At 46.1% G+C, this 13,680-nt stretch carries 27 protein-coding genes; all 27 read left to right on the top strand.

Translation table 11 applies throughout. The annotated features are described in order from the left end of the window. Nucleotides 1-214: 214 nt before the first annotated feature. Nucleotides 215-526, top strand: a complete 312-nt coding sequence (rpsJ, locus tag B2739_RS11005; RefSeq protein WP_007644456.1) for a 30S ribosomal protein S10 — start codon at nt 215-217, stop codon at nt 524-526. Nucleotides 527-629: 103 nt separating this feature from the next. Further along, on the top strand, nt 630-1,274 hold the full coding sequence (gene rplC, locus B2739_RS11010) for a 50S ribosomal protein L3 (RefSeq protein ID WP_331345916.1): 645 nt from the start codon (nt 630-632) through the stop codon (nt 1,272-1,274). 20 nt (nt 1,275-1,294) lie between these two features. Further along, nucleotides 1,295-1,909, top strand: a complete 615-nt coding sequence (gene rplD, locus B2739_RS11015) for a 50S ribosomal protein L4 (protein WP_331345917.1) — start codon at nt 1,295-1,297, stop codon at nt 1,907-1,909. Then, nucleotides 1,906-2,202 (top strand): 50S ribosomal protein L23, encoded by a 297-nt coding sequence (gene rplW, locus B2739_RS11020; RefSeq protein ID WP_331345918.1) that lies wholly within the window; start codon nt 1,906-1,908, stop codon nt 2,200-2,202. Before rplD ends, rplW begins: the two co-directional genes overlap by 4 nt. A gap of 13 nt (nt 2,203-2,215) precedes the next feature. Next, nucleotides 2,216-3,043 (top strand): 50S ribosomal protein L2, encoded by an 828-nt coding sequence (rplB, locus tag B2739_RS11025; protein WP_331345919.1) that lies wholly within the window; start codon nt 2,216-2,218, stop codon nt 3,041-3,043. Nucleotides 3,044-3,077: 34 nt separating this feature from the next. Then, nucleotides 3,078-3,356 (top strand): 30S ribosomal protein S19, encoded by a 279-nt coding sequence (gene rpsS, locus B2739_RS11030; RefSeq protein ID WP_039912567.1) that lies wholly within the window; start codon nt 3,078-3,080, stop codon nt 3,354-3,356. Between the two features lie 12 nt (nt 3,357-3,368). Further along, nucleotides 3,369-3,701 (top strand): 50S ribosomal protein L22, encoded by a 333-nt coding sequence (gene rplV / locus B2739_RS11035; RefSeq protein WP_039912569.1) that lies wholly within the window; start codon nt 3,369-3,371, stop codon nt 3,699-3,701. 11 nt (nt 3,702-3,712) lie between these two features. Then, a complete protein-coding gene (rpsC, locus tag B2739_RS11040) occupies nt 3,713-4,393 on the top strand; it encodes a 30S ribosomal protein S3 (protein ID WP_331345920.1) in 681 nt (226 codons plus the stop codon). Nucleotides 4,394-4,405: 12 nt separating this feature from the next. Beyond that, on the top strand, nt 4,406-4,819 hold the full coding sequence (gene rplP, locus B2739_RS11045; RefSeq protein WP_049630916.1) for a 50S ribosomal protein L16: 414 nt from the start codon (nt 4,406-4,408) through the stop codon (nt 4,817-4,819). Continuing rightward, the gene (rpmC, locus tag B2739_RS11050; RefSeq protein ID WP_007644466.1) at nt 4,819-5,010 is read left to right on the top strand and encodes a 50S ribosomal protein L29; all 192 of its coding nucleotides are present in this window, start codon (nt 4,819-4,821) and stop codon (nt 5,008-5,010) included. The genes rplP and rpmC overlap by 1 nt, the downstream gene beginning before the upstream one ends. A gap of 2 nt (nt 5,011-5,012) precedes the next feature. Continuing rightward, on the top strand, nt 5,013-5,279 hold the full coding sequence (rpsQ, locus tag B2739_RS11055; protein ID WP_039912573.1) for a 30S ribosomal protein S17: 267 nt from the start codon (nt 5,013-5,015) through the stop codon (nt 5,277-5,279). A gap of 39 nt (nt 5,280-5,318) precedes the next feature. Then, nucleotides 5,319-5,687, top strand: coding sequence for a 50S ribosomal protein L14 (rplN, locus tag B2739_RS11060; protein WP_007644480.1), 369 nt, complete (start codon nt 5,319-5,321; stop codon nt 5,685-5,687). 32 nt (nt 5,688-5,719) lie between these two features. Then, a complete protein-coding gene (gene rplX / locus B2739_RS11065) occupies nt 5,720-6,037 on the top strand; it encodes a 50S ribosomal protein L24 (RefSeq protein ID WP_331345921.1) in 318 nt (105 codons plus the stop codon). A gap of 6 nt (nt 6,038-6,043) precedes the next feature. Next, the gene (gene rplE / locus B2739_RS11070; RefSeq protein WP_331345922.1) at nt 6,044-6,583 is read left to right on the top strand and encodes a 50S ribosomal protein L5; all 540 of its coding nucleotides are present in this window, start codon (nt 6,044-6,046) and stop codon (nt 6,581-6,583) included. A 9-nt stretch (nt 6,584-6,592) separates the two neighbouring features. Next, on the top strand, nt 6,593-6,898 hold the full coding sequence (gene rpsN, locus B2739_RS11075; protein WP_331345923.1) for a 30S ribosomal protein S14: 306 nt from the start codon (nt 6,593-6,595) through the stop codon (nt 6,896-6,898). Between the two features lie 30 nt (nt 6,899-6,928). Next, nucleotides 6,929-7,321 (top strand): 30S ribosomal protein S8, encoded by a 393-nt coding sequence (rpsH, locus tag B2739_RS11080; protein WP_331345924.1) that lies wholly within the window; start codon nt 6,929-6,931, stop codon nt 7,319-7,321. A gap of 13 nt (nt 7,322-7,334) precedes the next feature. Then, on the top strand, nt 7,335-7,868 hold the full coding sequence (rplF, locus tag B2739_RS11085) for a 50S ribosomal protein L6 (RefSeq protein ID WP_331345925.1): 534 nt from the start codon (nt 7,335-7,337) through the stop codon (nt 7,866-7,868). A gap of 9 nt (nt 7,869-7,877) precedes the next feature. Further along, nucleotides 7,878-8,228: a 50S ribosomal protein L18 gene (rplR, locus tag B2739_RS11090; RefSeq protein WP_331345926.1), complete on the top strand. Its 351-nt coding sequence runs from the start codon at nt 7,878-7,880 to the stop codon at nt 8,226-8,228. 9 nt (nt 8,229-8,237) lie between these two features. Next, the gene (gene rpsE, locus B2739_RS11095) at nt 8,238-8,747 is read left to right on the top strand and encodes a 30S ribosomal protein S5 (RefSeq protein ID WP_007644490.1); all 510 of its coding nucleotides are present in this window, start codon (nt 8,238-8,240) and stop codon (nt 8,745-8,747) included. Nucleotides 8,748-8,782: 35 nt separating this feature from the next. After that, nucleotides 8,783-8,968 carry a 50S ribosomal protein L30 gene (gene rpmD, locus B2739_RS11100; RefSeq protein ID WP_049630907.1) on the top strand — a complete coding sequence of 62 codons (186 nt, stop codon included), beginning with the start codon at nt 8,783-8,785 and terminating at the stop codon, nt 8,966-8,968. A 1-nt stretch (nt 8,969) separates the two neighbouring features. Further along, complete coding sequence (gene rplO, locus B2739_RS11105) at nt 8,970-9,404, top strand: 50S ribosomal protein L15 (RefSeq protein ID WP_331345927.1); 435 nt, start codon at nt 8,970-8,972, stop codon at nt 9,402-9,404. A gap of 10 nt (nt 9,405-9,414) precedes the next feature. Then, entirely contained in the window at nt 9,415-10,752 is a 1,338-nt protein-coding gene (gene secY / locus B2739_RS11110) for a preprotein translocase subunit SecY (protein WP_331345928.1), read from the top strand. 22 nt (nt 10,753-10,774) lie between these two features. After that, nucleotides 10,775-10,891, top strand: a complete 117-nt coding sequence (rpmJ, locus tag B2739_RS11115) for a 50S ribosomal protein L36 (RefSeq protein ID WP_039912586.1) — start codon at nt 10,775-10,777, stop codon at nt 10,889-10,891. Between the two features lie 242 nt (nt 10,892-11,133). After that, nucleotides 11,134-11,490 carry a 30S ribosomal protein S13 gene (gene rpsM / locus B2739_RS11120; protein WP_310073208.1) on the top strand — a complete coding sequence of 119 codons (357 nt, stop codon included), beginning with the start codon at nt 11,134-11,136 and terminating at the stop codon, nt 11,488-11,490. Between the two features lie 56 nt (nt 11,491-11,546). Further along, on the top strand, nt 11,547-11,942 hold the full coding sequence (gene rpsK, locus B2739_RS11125; protein ID WP_062059529.1) for a 30S ribosomal protein S11: 396 nt from the start codon (nt 11,547-11,549) through the stop codon (nt 11,940-11,942). A gap of 13 nt (nt 11,943-11,955) precedes the next feature. Next, on the top strand, nt 11,956-12,576 hold the full coding sequence (gene rpsD / locus B2739_RS11130; RefSeq protein ID WP_331345929.1) for a 30S ribosomal protein S4: 621 nt from the start codon (nt 11,956-11,958) through the stop codon (nt 12,574-12,576). Nucleotides 12,577-12,602: 26 nt separating this feature from the next. Further along, a complete protein-coding gene (locus B2739_RS11135) occupies nt 12,603-13,589 on the top strand; it encodes a DNA-directed RNA polymerase subunit alpha (RefSeq protein WP_331345930.1) in 987 nt (328 codons plus the stop codon). Nucleotides 13,590-13,680 lie beyond the last annotated feature (91 nt).

A 13,680-nucleotide genomic window follows, 5' to 3' on the forward strand; every position in this document is an offset into this window, starting at 1 on the left:
ATCATTCAGTAATTAGTGTGATGTCGCAAAAGGCGAGCCGAAAGGCTCGCCTTTTTATTAGTAGATGCTAGTGTTGCCGTACAAAAGCAATTATTGATTGTTTATTTGTTGACAGGTTAATAGCTCGCCCTTAGAATTGCGCCTCCTTTTGCTGGGGGTTGTTTTCCCTTGCGCACTGGAAGTTCTTTAAACAAACAATTGGAGTTTGGTTCACATGCAGAATCAACGCATTAGAATTCGCCTGAAGGCTTTTGATCACAAGCTTATTGACGCCTCAACCCAAGAGATTGTCGAGACAGCAAAGCGTACAGGTGCTCAAGTGCGCGGTCCGATTCCGCTGCCGACTCGTAAAGAGCGCTTCACTGTATTGATTTCTCCGCACGTTAATAAAGATGCGCGCGATCAATACGAGATTCGTACACACAAGCGTTTGCTGGATATTGTTGAGCCTACTGAAAAAACTGTTGATGCACTTATGAAGCTGGATCTGGCTGCTGGTGTTGAAGTTCAAATTAGTCTCGGCTAAGTAAATGTTTAATGTTCGGGCGCAAGTGCGTTTCGAACTGTGTAACGCTCTGAAATGGGCGGCCATAGCGGGTAAAAGCCCCGTACACTAAGAGGTTAGTAAAATGACGATTGGTATTGTCGGCCGCAAAAGCGGTATGACTCGTGTATTTACCGATGATGGTGTTTCCATCCCTGTTTCTGTGATTGAGGTAGAACCTAATCGCATTACTCAGGTTAAAAGCGTAGATGCTGATGGCTATTCTGCTGTGCAGATTACTGTTGGTGCTCGTCGCTCCTCCCGTGTTACCAAGTCCGAAGCCGGCCACTTTGCTAAAGCTAATGTTGAAGCGGGTCGTGGTGTTTGGGAGTTGCGTAACGAAGCTCAAGAAGCTTTCGAAGTTGGTGCAACAATCACTGTAGATGCTTTCTCTGCAGGTCAATTGATTGATGTTACTGGCACATCCAAAGGTAAAGGTTTCGCTGGCGGCATAAAGCGCTGGAATTTCGGCATGCAAGATGCGACTCACGGTAACTCCCGTTCGCACCGTGTGTTAGGTTCTATTGGTCAGTGTCAATCTCCTGGTCGCGTATTCAAAGGCAAAAAAATGGCTGGTCATTTGGGTGCTGAGCGTGTAACCGTTCAGAATCTTGAAATTGTCCGTGTCGATGCTGAGCGCAACCTGCTTCTTGTTAAGGGTGCTATTCCTGGTGCTCCAGGCGGTGACGTTATCGTGCGTCCTGCTGTTAAAGCGCGCACTAACGTTTAAGTATCCGAGGGGAATCGACCATGGAATTAAAAATTGTTAGTCCCGGTGGCGCCCAAGGTACTGTTACGGTATCTGAAGTAGCTTTCGGTAGAGAGTTTAATCAAGATCTGGTTCATCAAACCGTTGTTGCCTATATGGCAGGTGCTCGTCAAGGCACTAAGGCGCAAAAAACTCGCGCTGAAGTATCTGGCGGTGGTAAGAAGCCTTGGCGTCAAAAAGGTACTGGTCGTGCTCGTGCTGGTACTATTCGCAGCCCGATTTGGCGTGGCGGTGGTGCAACTTTTGCTGCTAAGCCTCGCAACTTCGATCAAAAGCTTAACAAGAAAATGTATCGCGCTGCACTGCAGTGCATCCTGTCAGAGTTAAATCGTCAGGAGCGTTTGATTGTTGTTGAGAGCTTTGATGTTGATGCGCCAAAAACTAAATCTTTGGTTCAAAAATTAGCTCAATTTAATTTGACTGATGCCTTGATTATCACTGAGGAAATGAGTGAAAACTTGTTCCTCGCTTCACGCAATTTATACAAAGTTGGCGTGATTGATGTGCAAGGTGTTGATCCTGTTAGCTTGATCGGTTTTGACAAGGTTGTAGTGACTGTTCCTGCTCTGAAAAAATTTGAGGAGATCCTGGGATGAACCAAGAACGCATTTATAAGGTGTTGCTAGGTCCTGTGGTGTCTGAGAAGTCAGCAGCAGCCGGTGAATCTGGTAATCAAGTGGTTTTCAAAGTATTGGCTGATGCTAGTAAATTGGAGATTAAAGCCGCTGTTCAGGCATTGTTCAACGCTAAAGTTGAGTCAGTCCGTGTATTGAACGTAAAAGGCAAAACCAAGCGTACCCGCTACGGTATCGGAAAAAGATCCGACTGGAAAAAAGCCTATGTACGTCTTGAGCAAGGTCAAGAAATCGACTTTGCGGTAGCAGAGTAAGGGGATAGTTGCGATGCCAATTGTAAAATGTAAACCAACCTCTCCTGGTCGCCGTTTTGTAGTAAAGGTTGTTAACCCGGATTTGTATAAGGGTGATCCTTACGCGCCATTGTTAGACAAAAAGTCTAAGTCAGGTGGCCGTAATAACACCGGTCGTATTACTACTCGCCACGTTGGTGGCGGCCATAAGCAGCATTACCGTGTAGTCGATTTCCGTCGTAACAAAGATGGAATTCCTGCAACAGTAGAGCGTATTGAGTACGATCCAAACCGTACAGCATACATTGCGCTTGTTTGTTATGCAGATGGCGAACGCCGCTACATTATTGCGCCTAAAGGCTTGAGTGCAGGTGATAAAATTGAGTCGGGTAACGCTGCGGCTATTAAGCCAGGTAATACCTTGCCAATCCGTAACATCCCGTTGGGTAGTGTGATTCACTGTGTTGAGTTGAAACCTGGTAAAGGCGCGCAAATCGCTCGCTCAGCTGGCGCTTCTGCTCAATTGGTTGCGCGCGATGGTGCTTATGCAACTCTGCGTTTGCGCAGTGGTGAAATGCGCAAGGTCTTGAGTGATTGTCGTGCAACGCTCGGCGAAGTTTCTAACAATGAGCACAACTTGCGTTCATTGGGTAAAGCTGGTGCCAAGCGTTGGTTAGGCATTCGTCCTACTGTTCGCGGTGTTGCAATGAACCCGGTCGATCACCCAATGGGTGGTGGTGAAGGTCGTACTTCAGGTGGTCGTCATCCGATTTCACCATGGGGCACTCCAACCAAGGGTTACAAAACGCGCAGTAACAAGCGCACCGATAACATGATTGTTCGTCGTCGCGATAAGAAATAAGCGCCGACTTAACAGCTGAATAGAGGAAGAGACAGTGCCACGTTCACTGAAAAAAGGTCCTTTCATCGACCTTCACCTGATTAAGAAGGTCGAAGCCGCAATTGCGAGCAACGATCGTCGTCCAATCAAGACTTGGTCTCGCCGTTCAATGATTATGCCAGAGATGGTGGGTCTGACCTTGGCTGTACACAACGGTCGCCAGCATGTTCCGGTTTTGGTTAATGAAGAAATGGTTGGCCATAAGCTTGGCGAATTTGCAGCAACCCGCACTTATCGTGGCCACGCCGCTGATAAGAAAGCGAAAAAACGCTAATCGAGGTATACGATGGAAGTAGCAGCAAAATTAAGCGGTGCTCGTCTGTCGGCGCAAAAAGCGCGTTTGGTTGCCGATCAAATTCGCGGTAAAGGCGTTGAAGACGCGCTTGATATTCTTGCATTTAGTACCAAAAAGGGTGCAGCGATTATCAAGAAAGTGCTCGAATCTGCAATTGCAAATGCTGAGCATAACGAAGGCGCTGATGTTGATGAGTTGAAGGTAAAAACGATTTTTGTGGATGAAGGTGTAAGCCTGAAACGCATTAAACCGCGTGCTAAAGGCCGTGCTGATCGCATTACCAAACGCACTTGTCACATCACCGTTAAAGTAGCCGATAAGTAAGAGAGCGCGTTATGGGTCAGAAAGTACATCCAAACGGTATTCGTCTCGGTATCATCAAAAAACATACCTCTATATGGTATGCCGATGGCACTGAGTACGCAGACAAACTCAACATCGATTTGAAAGTACGTACGTACATTCAAAAGAAACTTGCCAGTGCGTCAGTTAGCCGCGTTGATATTGAGCGCCCCGCTAATACTGCGCGCATTACTATCCACACTGCCCGTCCAGGTATTGTGATTGGTAAAAAAGGTGAAGATGTTGATAAGTTGCGCGCTGAAGTTAGCAAGCAAATGGGCGTGCCTGTTCATATTAATATTGAAGAGATTCGCAAGCCCGATTTGGATGCAGCTTTAGTGGCACAAGGCGTGGCTCAGCAACTTGAGCGTCGTGTAATGTTCCGTCGTGCGATGAAGCGCGCGGTACAAAACGCTATGCGTCAAGGGGCTGAAGGCATCAAGATTCAAGTGGGTGGCCGCTTGGGTGGTGCCGAGATCGCTCGTAGTGAATGGTATCGCGAAGGTCGTGTGCCTCTGCACACTCTGCGTGCAGACATCGATTATGCAACTGCAGAAGCGAGCACCACCTACGGTATCATTGGTGTGAAAGTGTGGATTTTCAAAGGCGAAGTTATTGGTGATGTTGTAGAAGCCGAAGCTGCGTCCAAGAAAAAAACCGCTAAGTCCAAGTAAGGGGTACGCATCATGTTACAACCTAAGCGTACAAAGTTTCGCAAGCAGATGAAAGGCCGCAACCGCGGTCTGGCCCAACGTGGCTCCAAAGTTAGCTTTGGTGATTTTGGCTTGAAAGCAACTGGTCGCGGTCGCATTACTGCGCGTCAAATTGAGGCAGCACGTCGTGCGATGACTCGTCATGTTAAGCGTGGCGGAAAAATCTGGATCCGTGTGTTCCCTGATAAGCCGATTACAGCTAAACCACTTGAAGTTCGTATGGGTAGCGGTAAAGGTGGTGTTGAATACTGGGTGGCACAAATTCGTCCTGGCAAGGTTCTTTATGAAATGGATGGTGTGAGTGAGCAGTTAGCTCGCGAAGCCTTCGCTCTTGCCGCGGCTAAATTGCCAATTACAACAACATTTGTTAAACGTTCGGTGATGTGATGAAAGCTTCAGAACTCCGCGAAAAATCCGTCGAAGAGCTGAATGGCGTCTTGTTGGAACAGCTAAAAGAACAGTTCAAATTGCGTATGCAAGCTTCAACTGGTCAATTGAACCAATCGCACTTGCTTACGCAAGCTCGCAAAGACATCGCTCGCATCAAGACGGCGCTTAGTCAAAAGGCAGGTAAGTAACGATGACTCAAGAAACTAAAGTGGCTCGTACACTGACTGGCAAAGTTGTCAGCGATAAGATGGATAAAACCATCACCGTGTTGATTGAGCGTCGTGTAAAGCACGAGCTTTATGGCAAATACACTACTAAATCATCCAAGCTTCACGCTCACGATGAAAATAATGAGTGCAAGATAGGTGATCTTGTGACTGTTTCTGAGTCACGTCCCCTGTCAAAAACCAAGACCTGGTCTTTAGTGAAAATTGAAGAGCGCGCTTCAGAAGTCTAAGGCTTCCGCGCTTTTGCAAGTCAGTTTCGGAGACGGACGATGATTCAAACAGAAAGCTACTTAGATGTTGCTGACAACAGCGGTGCCCGCCGTGTCATGTGCATCAAGGTTCTTGGCGGCTCTCACCGTCGCTATGCGGCAGTGGGCGACATCATCAAAGTGACCGTTAAGGAAGCAATTCCTCGCGGCAAGGTGAAAAAAGGCCAAGTAATGAAGGCAGTTGTTGTACGCACCAAAAAAGGTGTGCGTCGTCAAGACGGTTCATTAATCAAGTTTGACGATAATGCTGCCGTACTGCTGAATAACCAAGATGCTCCGATTGGTACCCGTATTTTCGGACCAGTAACTCGTGAGTTACGCGGCGAGAAATTTATGAAAATCATTTCTTTGGCTCCTGAAGTGCTGTAAGCACTTTACGCTGAAGAGTCGAGGGCAGAAAAATGCATAAAATTAAACGTGATGACGAAGTGATTGTTATCGCCGGACGTGACAAGGGCAAGCGCGGTAAGGTAGTTCGCGTATTGGCTGAAGATCGTTTGATTGTTAGCGGCGTTAACATCATCAAAAAACACCAGAAGCCAAACCCACAACTGGGTGTTGCTGGTGGAATCGTTGAAAAAGAAGCTGCGATTCACGCTTCAAATGTTGCTATCTATAATCCGGCAACCAAGAAAGCTGACCGCGTAGGTTTCAAAGTGCTTGAAAACGGTGACAAAGTCCGCGTTTTCAAATCCAATGGCGAAACCCTGGGAGCTTAATGAAACATGGCTAGGTTAAAACAACTTTACGTGAAAGAAATCGCACCAAAACTCAAAGAAGAATTGGGTCTGGCGAATGTGATGGAAGTTCCACGTATTACCAAAATCACTCTTAATATGGGTGTAGGTGAAGCTACTGGCGACAAGAAAATTCTTGAAAACGCTGTTAATGATCTGGTGAAAATTGCTGGTCAGAAAGTGGTTGTTACCAATGCGCGTAAATCAATTGCGGGCTTTAAAATCCGTGAAGATTGGCCGATTGGTTGCAAAGTAACTCTGCGCTCAGATCGTATGTACGAATTTCTTGATCGTTTGATCACTATTGCTATTCCTCGTATTCGCGATTTTCGCGGTATTAGTCCCAAGCAATTTGATGGTCGCGGTAACTTCTCAATGGGCGTTACTGAGCAAATTATCTTCCCAGAAATCGACTATGACAAAGTAGATCGCTTGCGTGGTTTAGATATTTGTATCACTACTACGGCCCGCACTGACGAAGAAGGTCGTGCATTGTTGAAGGCATTTAACTTCCCTTTCAAAGGTTAAGGTGACGTCATGGCTAAAAAATCTATGATTGCACGCGAAGTTAAACGTGCAGAAACCGTAAAGAAATTCGCTGCTAAACGTGCAGAATTGAAAGCAACCATTCTTAGCCCTTCTTCAACCGAAGAGCAGGTGTGGGAAGCGCAAATCAAACTGCAAAAAATGCCTCGCGATGCCAGTGCTTCACGTCAACGTAACCGCTGCCGTGTGACTGGGCGCCCTCATGGTGTTTACCGCAAGTTCGGCCTGTGTCGACACAAGTTGCGCGAAGCAGCCATGCGTGGTGATGTCCCCGGTCTGGTTAAGGCCAGCTGGTAAGCCTCGGCTTAATTTTAGGAGCAGAATCTGATGAGCATGCAAGATCCAATGGCAGATATGCTGACCCGCATTCGCAATGCGCAAAATGTAGGTAAAGCAACTGTAACCATGCCTTCTTCAAAACTGAAAGTAAGTGTTGCCAAAGTACTTTCTGATGAAGGTTATATCAATGGTTTTTCTGTTAGCGAAGGCCCTAAGGCTGAGCTGACTGTTGAGCTGAAATATTTTGAGGGCAAGCCAGTTATTGTTGAGCTTGACCGCGTAAGCCGTCCTGGGTTGCGTAATTATGCTGGTAAAACTGCACTGCCTTCCGTTCGCGGTGGTTTGGGTATTGCAATTGTTTCTACCAGTAAAGGTGTAATGACTGATCGTGCTGCACGCGCCGCTGGCGTGGGCGGTGAAGTCCTCTGCACAGTATTCTAATTGGGAAATCGTCATGTCACGAGTTGCAAAAAGTCCGGTTGAAGTACCTGCTGCAGTGACTGTCACTCTTAACGGACAGTCACTGTCCGTTAAAGGCAGCAAAGGTACATTGGCGCTGCAAGTTCACGCAAATGTTGAAGTTAAACACGAAAACAATGTTTTAACTTTCGCACCGCGTGATGGTGCCAAGCAGTCAGATGCGCTAGCAGGCACTACACGTGCGCTAGTTAATAACATGGTTAAAGGCGTAAGCGAAGGTTTTGAAAAAAAACTTACTTTGGTTGGCGTTGGTTACCGTGTTAAAGCAGAAGGCAATACTGTAAACCTGTCTGTGGGTCTTTCTCATCCAGTTGTTTATACCCTGCCACAGGGTGTTACTGTAGAAGCCCCTAGTCAGACCGAAATAGTACTGAAGGGCAGCGACAAGCAATTGCTTGGTCAAGTTGCTGCTGAACTTCGTTCATTCCGCGAACCAGAGCCATATAAAGGTAAAGGTGTTCGTTACGCGGATGAGAAGGTACTGCGTAAAGAAGCTAAGAAGAAGTAGGGCTAAGATATGAGCGATAAGAAGCAAACTCGTCTTCGCCGTGCACGTCGTGCGCGCGCCAAGATTCGTGAATTGGGCGCTGCTCGCCTCACTATTCACCGTTCTCCACGCCATATCTATGCACAACTCATTTCAGGTGACGGCAGTCGTGTTCTCGCGAGTGCATCAACTCTTGATAAAGATTTGCGCAGTGGCAAAACTGGCAACGCTGAGGCTGCCAAAGCAGTTGGTTCTCTGATTGCTGAGCGTGCAAAAGCAGCTGGCGTCACTCAAGTTGCTTTCGATCGCAGTGGTTTCAAATACCATGGCCGCATAAAAGCTTTGGCTGATGCAGCGCGTGAAGGCGGATTGGAATTCTAAAGGTGAGATATGGCATACGCTAAGAAAGAAGAAGACAACAACGAAGGCTTGCAAGAGAAGCTAGTTCAAGTTAATCGTGTTGCTAAAACTGTAAAAGGTGGTCGTATCTTCCAATTTACCGCATTAACAGTAGTTGGTGATGGTAATGGGAAAGTAGGTTTTGGCCGTGGTAAGGCTCGTGAAGTTCCTATTGCGATTCAAAAAGCAATGGAGGCAGCACGTCGTAACATGATAACTGTCGAATTGAATGGCGACACCATACAATATCCGACAAAAGGCGTTCATGGAGCTTCCAAGGTATACATGCAGCCAGCCTCTCAAGGTACTGGTGTAATTGCGGGCGGTGCTATGCGTGCTGTTCTTGAAATTGCAGGTATTCAGAACGTTCTTTCTAAATGTTACGGTTCGACCAACCCGGTCAACGTAGTTCGTGCCACTTTCAACGCGTTGAAAGAAATGACTTCTCCGGAAGCCGTTGCTGCCAAACGTGGTAAAAGTGTTGAAGATATTCTGAATTAATCGATTAACTCGATTATTAGATGGCGGAATTCACCATGTCTAAGAAAATGATTAAAGTGACCCAGATTAAGAGCACTGCTCACCGTCTGGCGAACCATAAAGCTTGTGTTCGCGGCTTGGGTTTACGTCGCATCGGTCACACTGTGGAAGTTGAAGATACTCCTTCAGTTCGCGGCATGATCAATGTTGTCAACTATCTGGTTAAGGTAGAAGGAGAATAAGATGCGTCTGAATACTCTAAGTCCTGCGCCCGGTCGAGTTCACGCTAAAAAACGTGTTGGCCGTGGTATAGGTAGCGGTTTAGGTAAAACTGCCGGTCGTGGCCATAAAGGGTTGAAGTCTCGTTCTGGTGGTACAGTCAGGCCTGGATTTGAAGGCGGTCAAATGCCTTTGCATATTCGTTTGCCAAAATACGGTTTTACTTCTCGTGTTAGCTTGGTAACTGCAGAAATTCGCTTGTCTGAATTAAATGCTGTTGCTGGTTCAATAGTAGATATTGAAACCTTAAAACAAGCAGGCCTTATAAGCTCTGTTATCAGGCGTGTGAAGATTTTTGCTTCTGGCGAAGTAAAAAAAGCTGTCACTGTAAAAGGCCTATCTGTAACGAAAGGTGCTAAAGCAGCGATTCAAGCCGCTGGCGGATCCGTAGAAGAGTAACGAGGCTCGAATGGCAACTCCAGGTAATCTGCCATTAGCAAATCAAAGAGGCTTGGGTGAGCTTTGGGCTCGCCTTCGCTTCTTGTTTTTGGCAATCGTGATTTATCGTATTGGTACTCACATTCCAGTACCGGGTTTAGATCCAGAGAGAATTGCTAATCTGTTCAATCAAAATCAAGGAACCATCCTTGGCATGTTTAACATGTTCTCTGGTGGTGCCTTGGAGCGGATGAGCATCCTCGCTTTAGGTATCATGCCTTATATATCTGCATCGATTATTATGCAGTTGCTAACAGCTGTTACTCCTTCCTTGGAACAGTTGAAAAAAGAGGGTGATGCTGGTCGCCGTAAGATCAATCAATACACTCGATACTTTACGGTGGTTTTGGCTAGTGTCCAAGCTCTCGCAATGGCTGTAAGTTTTTCATCTTATGCTTTCGGTGGCGAGCCTGATTTCTCATATTACTTTATTGCAGTAGTTTCACTAGTTACTGGTGCAGTATTTATGATGTGGCTGGGTGAGCAAGTAACTGAAAGAGGCATTGGTAACGGCATTTCTATGCTGATCTTTGCAGGAATTGTTGCTGGTATCCCTAGTGCAATAGGCCAAGCGTTTGAAAGTGCAAGACAAGGTGATTTGCATATTATTGCTTTGTTGATTGTCACGATCTTGGCGATAGCGGTTATTTGGTTTGTAGTGCGGATTGAGCGTGGTCAGCGTCGCATTACAATTAATTACGCTAAGCGTCAGCAAGGGCGTCAGGGCTACTCTGCTCAGAGCAGTCATCTTCCATTAAAAATCAACATGGCGGGTGTTATCCCAGCAATTTTTGCTAGTAGTATATTGCTGTTTCCTGCATCAATCGCGCAATGGTTCGGTCAAGGTGGAGAAGGAGTAGTAAGTGAGATATTGCAAGAACTTGCACTCAATATCGGTCCTGGGCAGCCATTGTATATTTTGTTTTTTGCTGGCTTGATTACATTTTTCTGTTTCTTCTACACGGCTTTAATGTTCAATCCTAAAGAAGTTGCAGATAATTTGAAGAAATCGGGTGCTTACATACCGGGTATTCGCCCAGGTGAGCACTCGGCTAAATATATTGATGGTGTTCTGACTCGGTTAACCGTTGTTGGTGCTATCTATATGTCGGCAGTTTGCTTGTTGCCTGAGTTCCTTGTAGTTGCCACTGGTGTGCCATTCTACTTGGGCGGAACTTCACTACTCATTGTGGTAGTTGTTGTTATGGACTTTATGTCTCAGGTCCAGGCTCACTTGATGTCTCATCAGTATGAATCGTTGATGAAGAAGTCAAATTTGAAAGGATATGGCAGTGGTAACGCGCGCTAATCCGCGATATTGAGGTTGAATTATGAAAGTTCGTGCATCTGTTAAAAAAATTTGTCGCAATTGCAAAATGGTGCGTCGCAACGGTGTTCTACGTGTAATTTGCAACGTTGAGCCGCGCCATAAGCAGCGTCAAGGCTAATACTTAATACTTCAAGGTTGAAATCAAGGCAGGTGTGTCACATTGTGACTTCCTGCCTGTTCTTTTCTACCATATGAAAAATAAGTATTGCCAAAAGGGGGCGTTGACTGTCGTCGAGTAAGAAATTTTCGGCTATTGCTTTATGGTGTATTTGCGGCTATTCTGCGCGCCTTTTGTTCAGGGGGCGAGGGTGGTGCTTACGCTGTCAACGCTGCAATTTATGTGTTACTGGAGTAATTTGAATGGCTCGTATTGCTGGTGTAAACATACCAGATAACAAACACGCCGTTATCTCATTGACTTATGTGTATGGGATTGGCCGTACCACAGCCAAGCAAATCTGTGCTGCTACTGGCATTGCTGAAGATGTAAAAATCGGCACATTGTCAGAAGATCAGATGGATGCTATCCGTGCTGAGGTTGCTAAGCGCACCGTAGAGGGTGACTTGCGTCGTGTAATATCTATGAATATTAAGCGCTTGATGGATTTGGGATGCTACCGTGGCCTGCGCCATCGTCGTGGCTTACCTCTTCGTGGTCAGCGCACCAAAACGAACGCTCGTACCCGTAAAGGCCCACGTAAGCCTATTAAGAAATAATTCTTGCTTACGACTTTCATTCACTTACGGTAACAAATTAGTAGGAAGAAATTGCTATGGCGAAGCCAAGTAATAAAACCACAGCCAAGAAAAAAGTTAAAAAGACGGTGATCGATGGTGTAGCGCACATCCACGCTTCTTTTAACAATACCATCGTTACTATCACTGATCGCCAAGGTAATGCACTTGCTTGGGCTACCTCTGGTGGTTCTGGTTTCCGTGGTTCACGTAAAAGTACACCTTTTGCTGCTCAGGTTGCTGCTGAGCGGGCTGGTGAGGCAGCAAAAGAGTATGGTTTGAAAAACCTCGATGTCGAAGTTAAAGGCCCTGGCCCAGGTCGTGAATCTGCGGTACGCGCACTTAACAATGTTGGTTACAAAATTACTAACATTACTGACGTAACACCGATTCCTCACAACGGCTGCCGTCCGCCGAAGAAACGTCGTGTGTAAAGGGGAGTAGATAATGGCTCGTTATATTGGTCCAACTTGTAAGCTGTCGCGTCGTGAAGGCACTGATCTTTTCCTGAAAAGTGGTGCGCGCGCATTAGACTCAAAATGTAAGATTGAAACTGCACCTGGCCAGCATGGTCAACGTCGTGGTCGTTTATCAGACTATGGTGTGCAGTTACGTGAAAAACAAAAAGTACGTCGCATTTACGGAATTCTGGAAAAGCAATTCCGCGGCTATTACAAAGAAGCAGCTCGTCGTAAAGGTGCAACTGGTGAAAACCTGTTGAAGCTTTTGGAGGCTCGCTTAGATAACGTTGTGTATCGCATGGGGTTCGGCTCTACTCGTGCTGAATCGCGTCAATTAGTCTCTCACAAAGCAATTAGTGTGAATGGTAGAACAGTTAACATCGCTTCATTCCAAGTGGCTGCTGGCGACGTTATTGCTGTTCGTGAAAAAGCTAAAAAGCAATTGCGTGTACAGAACGCTTTAAACCTTGCTGGCCAGCGCAGTAATGTTGAGTGGGTAGATGTAAATAGTGAAAAGAAGGAAGGCGTTTTCAAACGTGTTCCTGATCGCATTGATTTACCTGCGGACATCAACGAAAACCTCATCGTCGAACTTTATTCTAAGTAAACGACGAGTTGCTAACAGGTGTGGCTATGCAGACAGCAGTAAACGAATTTTTAACTCCTCGTCATATCGATGTTTCAGAAAGCGGCCCTACGCGCGCGCGCGTAGTGCTGGAGCCGTTGGAGCGTGGATTTGGGCATACTTTAGGAAATGCATTGCGTCGTATTCTGCTTTCTTCTATGGCTGGCTGTGCCATTACAGAAGTAGAGATTGACGGTGTGTTGCATGAGTACAGCGCTATTGAAGGTGTGCGGGAGGATGTTATTGAAATCCTCCTTAATCTGAAAGGTGTAGCTGTAATTATGCACGGTAAGGATCATGCAGTATTGACGCTGACTAAAAAAGGTCCCGGTGTTGTTACTGCTGCTGACATTCAGGTTGACCACGATGTGGAGATTAAGAACCCAGATCATGTGATTGCAAATATCACTGGCAATTCTGAATTAAAAATGCGCCTTACTGTTGCTCGTGGTCGTGGCTACCAACCTGCTGATAATCGTCGTCGTGATGATGATGAGAGTCGTGCTATTGGTCGTTTGCAATTGGATGCATCTTTCAGCCCTGTAAAGCGTCTTGCTTACAGCGTAGAGAGTGCTCGTGTTGAGCAACGCACTGACTTGGATAAGCTGATTCTGGACTTGGAAACCAATGGTACCATTGACCCAGAAGAAGCTATTCGTCGTGCAGCAACTATTTTGCAACAACAGCTTGCTGTGTTTGTAGATCTGGAAGGTGAGAAACAATCAGCACCAGAACAAAAAGAAGAAGCGATTGATCCTATTCTTTTGCGTCCTGTTGATGATCTTGAGCTTACTGTCCGTTCTGCGAACTGCCTGAAAGCAGAGAACATTTACTATATTGGTGATTTGATTCAACGTACAGAAGTCGAACTGTTGAAGACTCCAAATTTAGGTAAGAAATCTCTTACAGAAATTAAGGATGTTCTTGCATCTCGCGGTTTGTCGTTGGGTATGCGTTTGGAAAATTGGCCTCCTGCCAGTTTGAGAAACGATTAAGTAAAGATAAAACAGCCTGCCACTGATACATTAGTGGCAGGCTGTTTTTATTATTAGTTCACCCGTGAACTCACTTCGGTGCGGGTGGTTA

The sequence above is a fragment of the Cellvibrio sp. UBA7661 genome, assembly GCA_002483365.1.
Classification (GTDB): Bacteria; Pseudomonadota; Gammaproteobacteria; order Pseudomonadales; family Cellvibrionaceae; genus Cellvibrio.

What these genes read in the sequence shown, in the direction of transcription:
- rplV (WP_039912569.1), top strand. Translation starts at nt 3,369, where the DNA reads ATGGAAGTAGCAGCAAAATTAAGCGGTGCTCGTCTGTCGGCGCAAAAA.
- rpmD (WP_049630907.1), top strand. Translation starts at nt 8,783, where the DNA reads ATGTCTAAGAAAATGATTAAAGTGACCCAGATTAAGAGCACTGCTCAC.
- rpsN (WP_331345923.1), top strand. Translation starts at nt 6,593, where the DNA reads ATGGCTAAAAAATCTATGATTGCACGCGAAGTTAAACGTGCAGAAACC.
- rplF (WP_331345925.1), top strand. Translation starts at nt 7,335, where the DNA reads ATGTCACGAGTTGCAAAAAGTCCGGTTGAAGTACCTGCTGCAGTGACT.
- rplP (WP_049630916.1), top strand. Translation starts at nt 4,406, where the DNA reads ATGTTACAACCTAAGCGTACAAAGTTTCGCAAGCAGATGAAAGGCCGC.
- rplR (WP_331345926.1), top strand. Translation starts at nt 7,878, where the DNA reads ATGAGCGATAAGAAGCAAACTCGTCTTCGCCGTGCACGTCGTGCGCGC.
- secY (WP_331345928.1), top strand. Translation starts at nt 9,415, where the DNA reads ATGGCAACTCCAGGTAATCTGCCATTAGCAAATCAAAGAGGCTTGGGT.
- rplE (WP_331345922.1), top strand. Translation starts at nt 6,044, where the DNA reads ATGGCTAGGTTAAAACAACTTTACGTGAAAGAAATCGCACCAAAACTC.
- rpsQ (WP_039912573.1), top strand. Translation starts at nt 5,013, where the DNA reads ATGACTCAAGAAACTAAAGTGGCTCGTACACTGACTGGCAAAGTTGTC.
- rpsE (WP_007644490.1), top strand. Translation starts at nt 8,238, where the DNA reads ATGGCATACGCTAAGAAAGAAGAAGACAACAACGAAGGCTTGCAAGAG.
- rplC (WP_331345916.1), top strand. Translation starts at nt 630, where the DNA reads ATGACGATTGGTATTGTCGGCCGCAAAAGCGGTATGACTCGTGTATTT.
- rplX (WP_331345921.1), top strand. Translation starts at nt 5,720, where the DNA reads ATGCATAAAATTAAACGTGATGACGAAGTGATTGTTATCGCCGGACGT.
- rplO (WP_331345927.1), top strand. Translation starts at nt 8,970, where the DNA reads ATGCGTCTGAATACTCTAAGTCCTGCGCCCGGTCGAGTTCACGCTAAA.
- rpmJ (WP_039912586.1), top strand. Translation starts at nt 10,775, where the DNA reads ATGAAAGTTCGTGCATCTGTTAAAAAAATTTGTCGCAATTGCAAAATG.
- rpmC (WP_007644466.1), top strand. Translation starts at nt 4,819, where the DNA reads ATGAAAGCTTCAGAACTCCGCGAAAAATCCGTCGAAGAGCTGAATGGC.
- rpsM (WP_310073208.1), top strand. Translation starts at nt 11,134, where the DNA reads ATGGCTCGTATTGCTGGTGTAAACATACCAGATAACAAACACGCCGTT.
- rplD (WP_331345917.1), top strand. Translation starts at nt 1,295, where the DNA reads ATGGAATTAAAAATTGTTAGTCCCGGTGGCGCCCAAGGTACTGTTACG.
- B2739_RS11135 (WP_331345930.1), top strand. Translation starts at nt 12,603, where the DNA reads ATGCAGACAGCAGTAAACGAATTTTTAACTCCTCGTCATATCGATGTT.
- rplW (WP_331345918.1), top strand. Translation starts at nt 1,906, where the DNA reads ATGAACCAAGAACGCATTTATAAGGTGTTGCTAGGTCCTGTGGTGTCT.
- rpsH (WP_331345924.1), top strand. Translation starts at nt 6,929, where the DNA reads ATGAGCATGCAAGATCCAATGGCAGATATGCTGACCCGCATTCGCAAT.
- rpsJ (WP_007644456.1), top strand. Translation starts at nt 215, where the DNA reads ATGCAGAATCAACGCATTAGAATTCGCCTGAAGGCTTTTGATCACAAG.
- rpsC (WP_331345920.1), top strand. Translation starts at nt 3,713, where the DNA reads ATGGGTCAGAAAGTACATCCAAACGGTATTCGTCTCGGTATCATCAAA.
- rpsD (WP_331345929.1), top strand. Translation starts at nt 11,956, where the DNA reads ATGGCTCGTTATATTGGTCCAACTTGTAAGCTGTCGCGTCGTGAAGGC.
- rpsK (WP_062059529.1), top strand. Translation starts at nt 11,547, where the DNA reads ATGGCGAAGCCAAGTAATAAAACCACAGCCAAGAAAAAAGTTAAAAAG.
- rplN (WP_007644480.1), top strand. Translation starts at nt 5,319, where the DNA reads ATGATTCAAACAGAAAGCTACTTAGATGTTGCTGACAACAGCGGTGCC.
- rplB (WP_331345919.1), top strand. Translation starts at nt 2,216, where the DNA reads ATGCCAATTGTAAAATGTAAACCAACCTCTCCTGGTCGCCGTTTTGTA.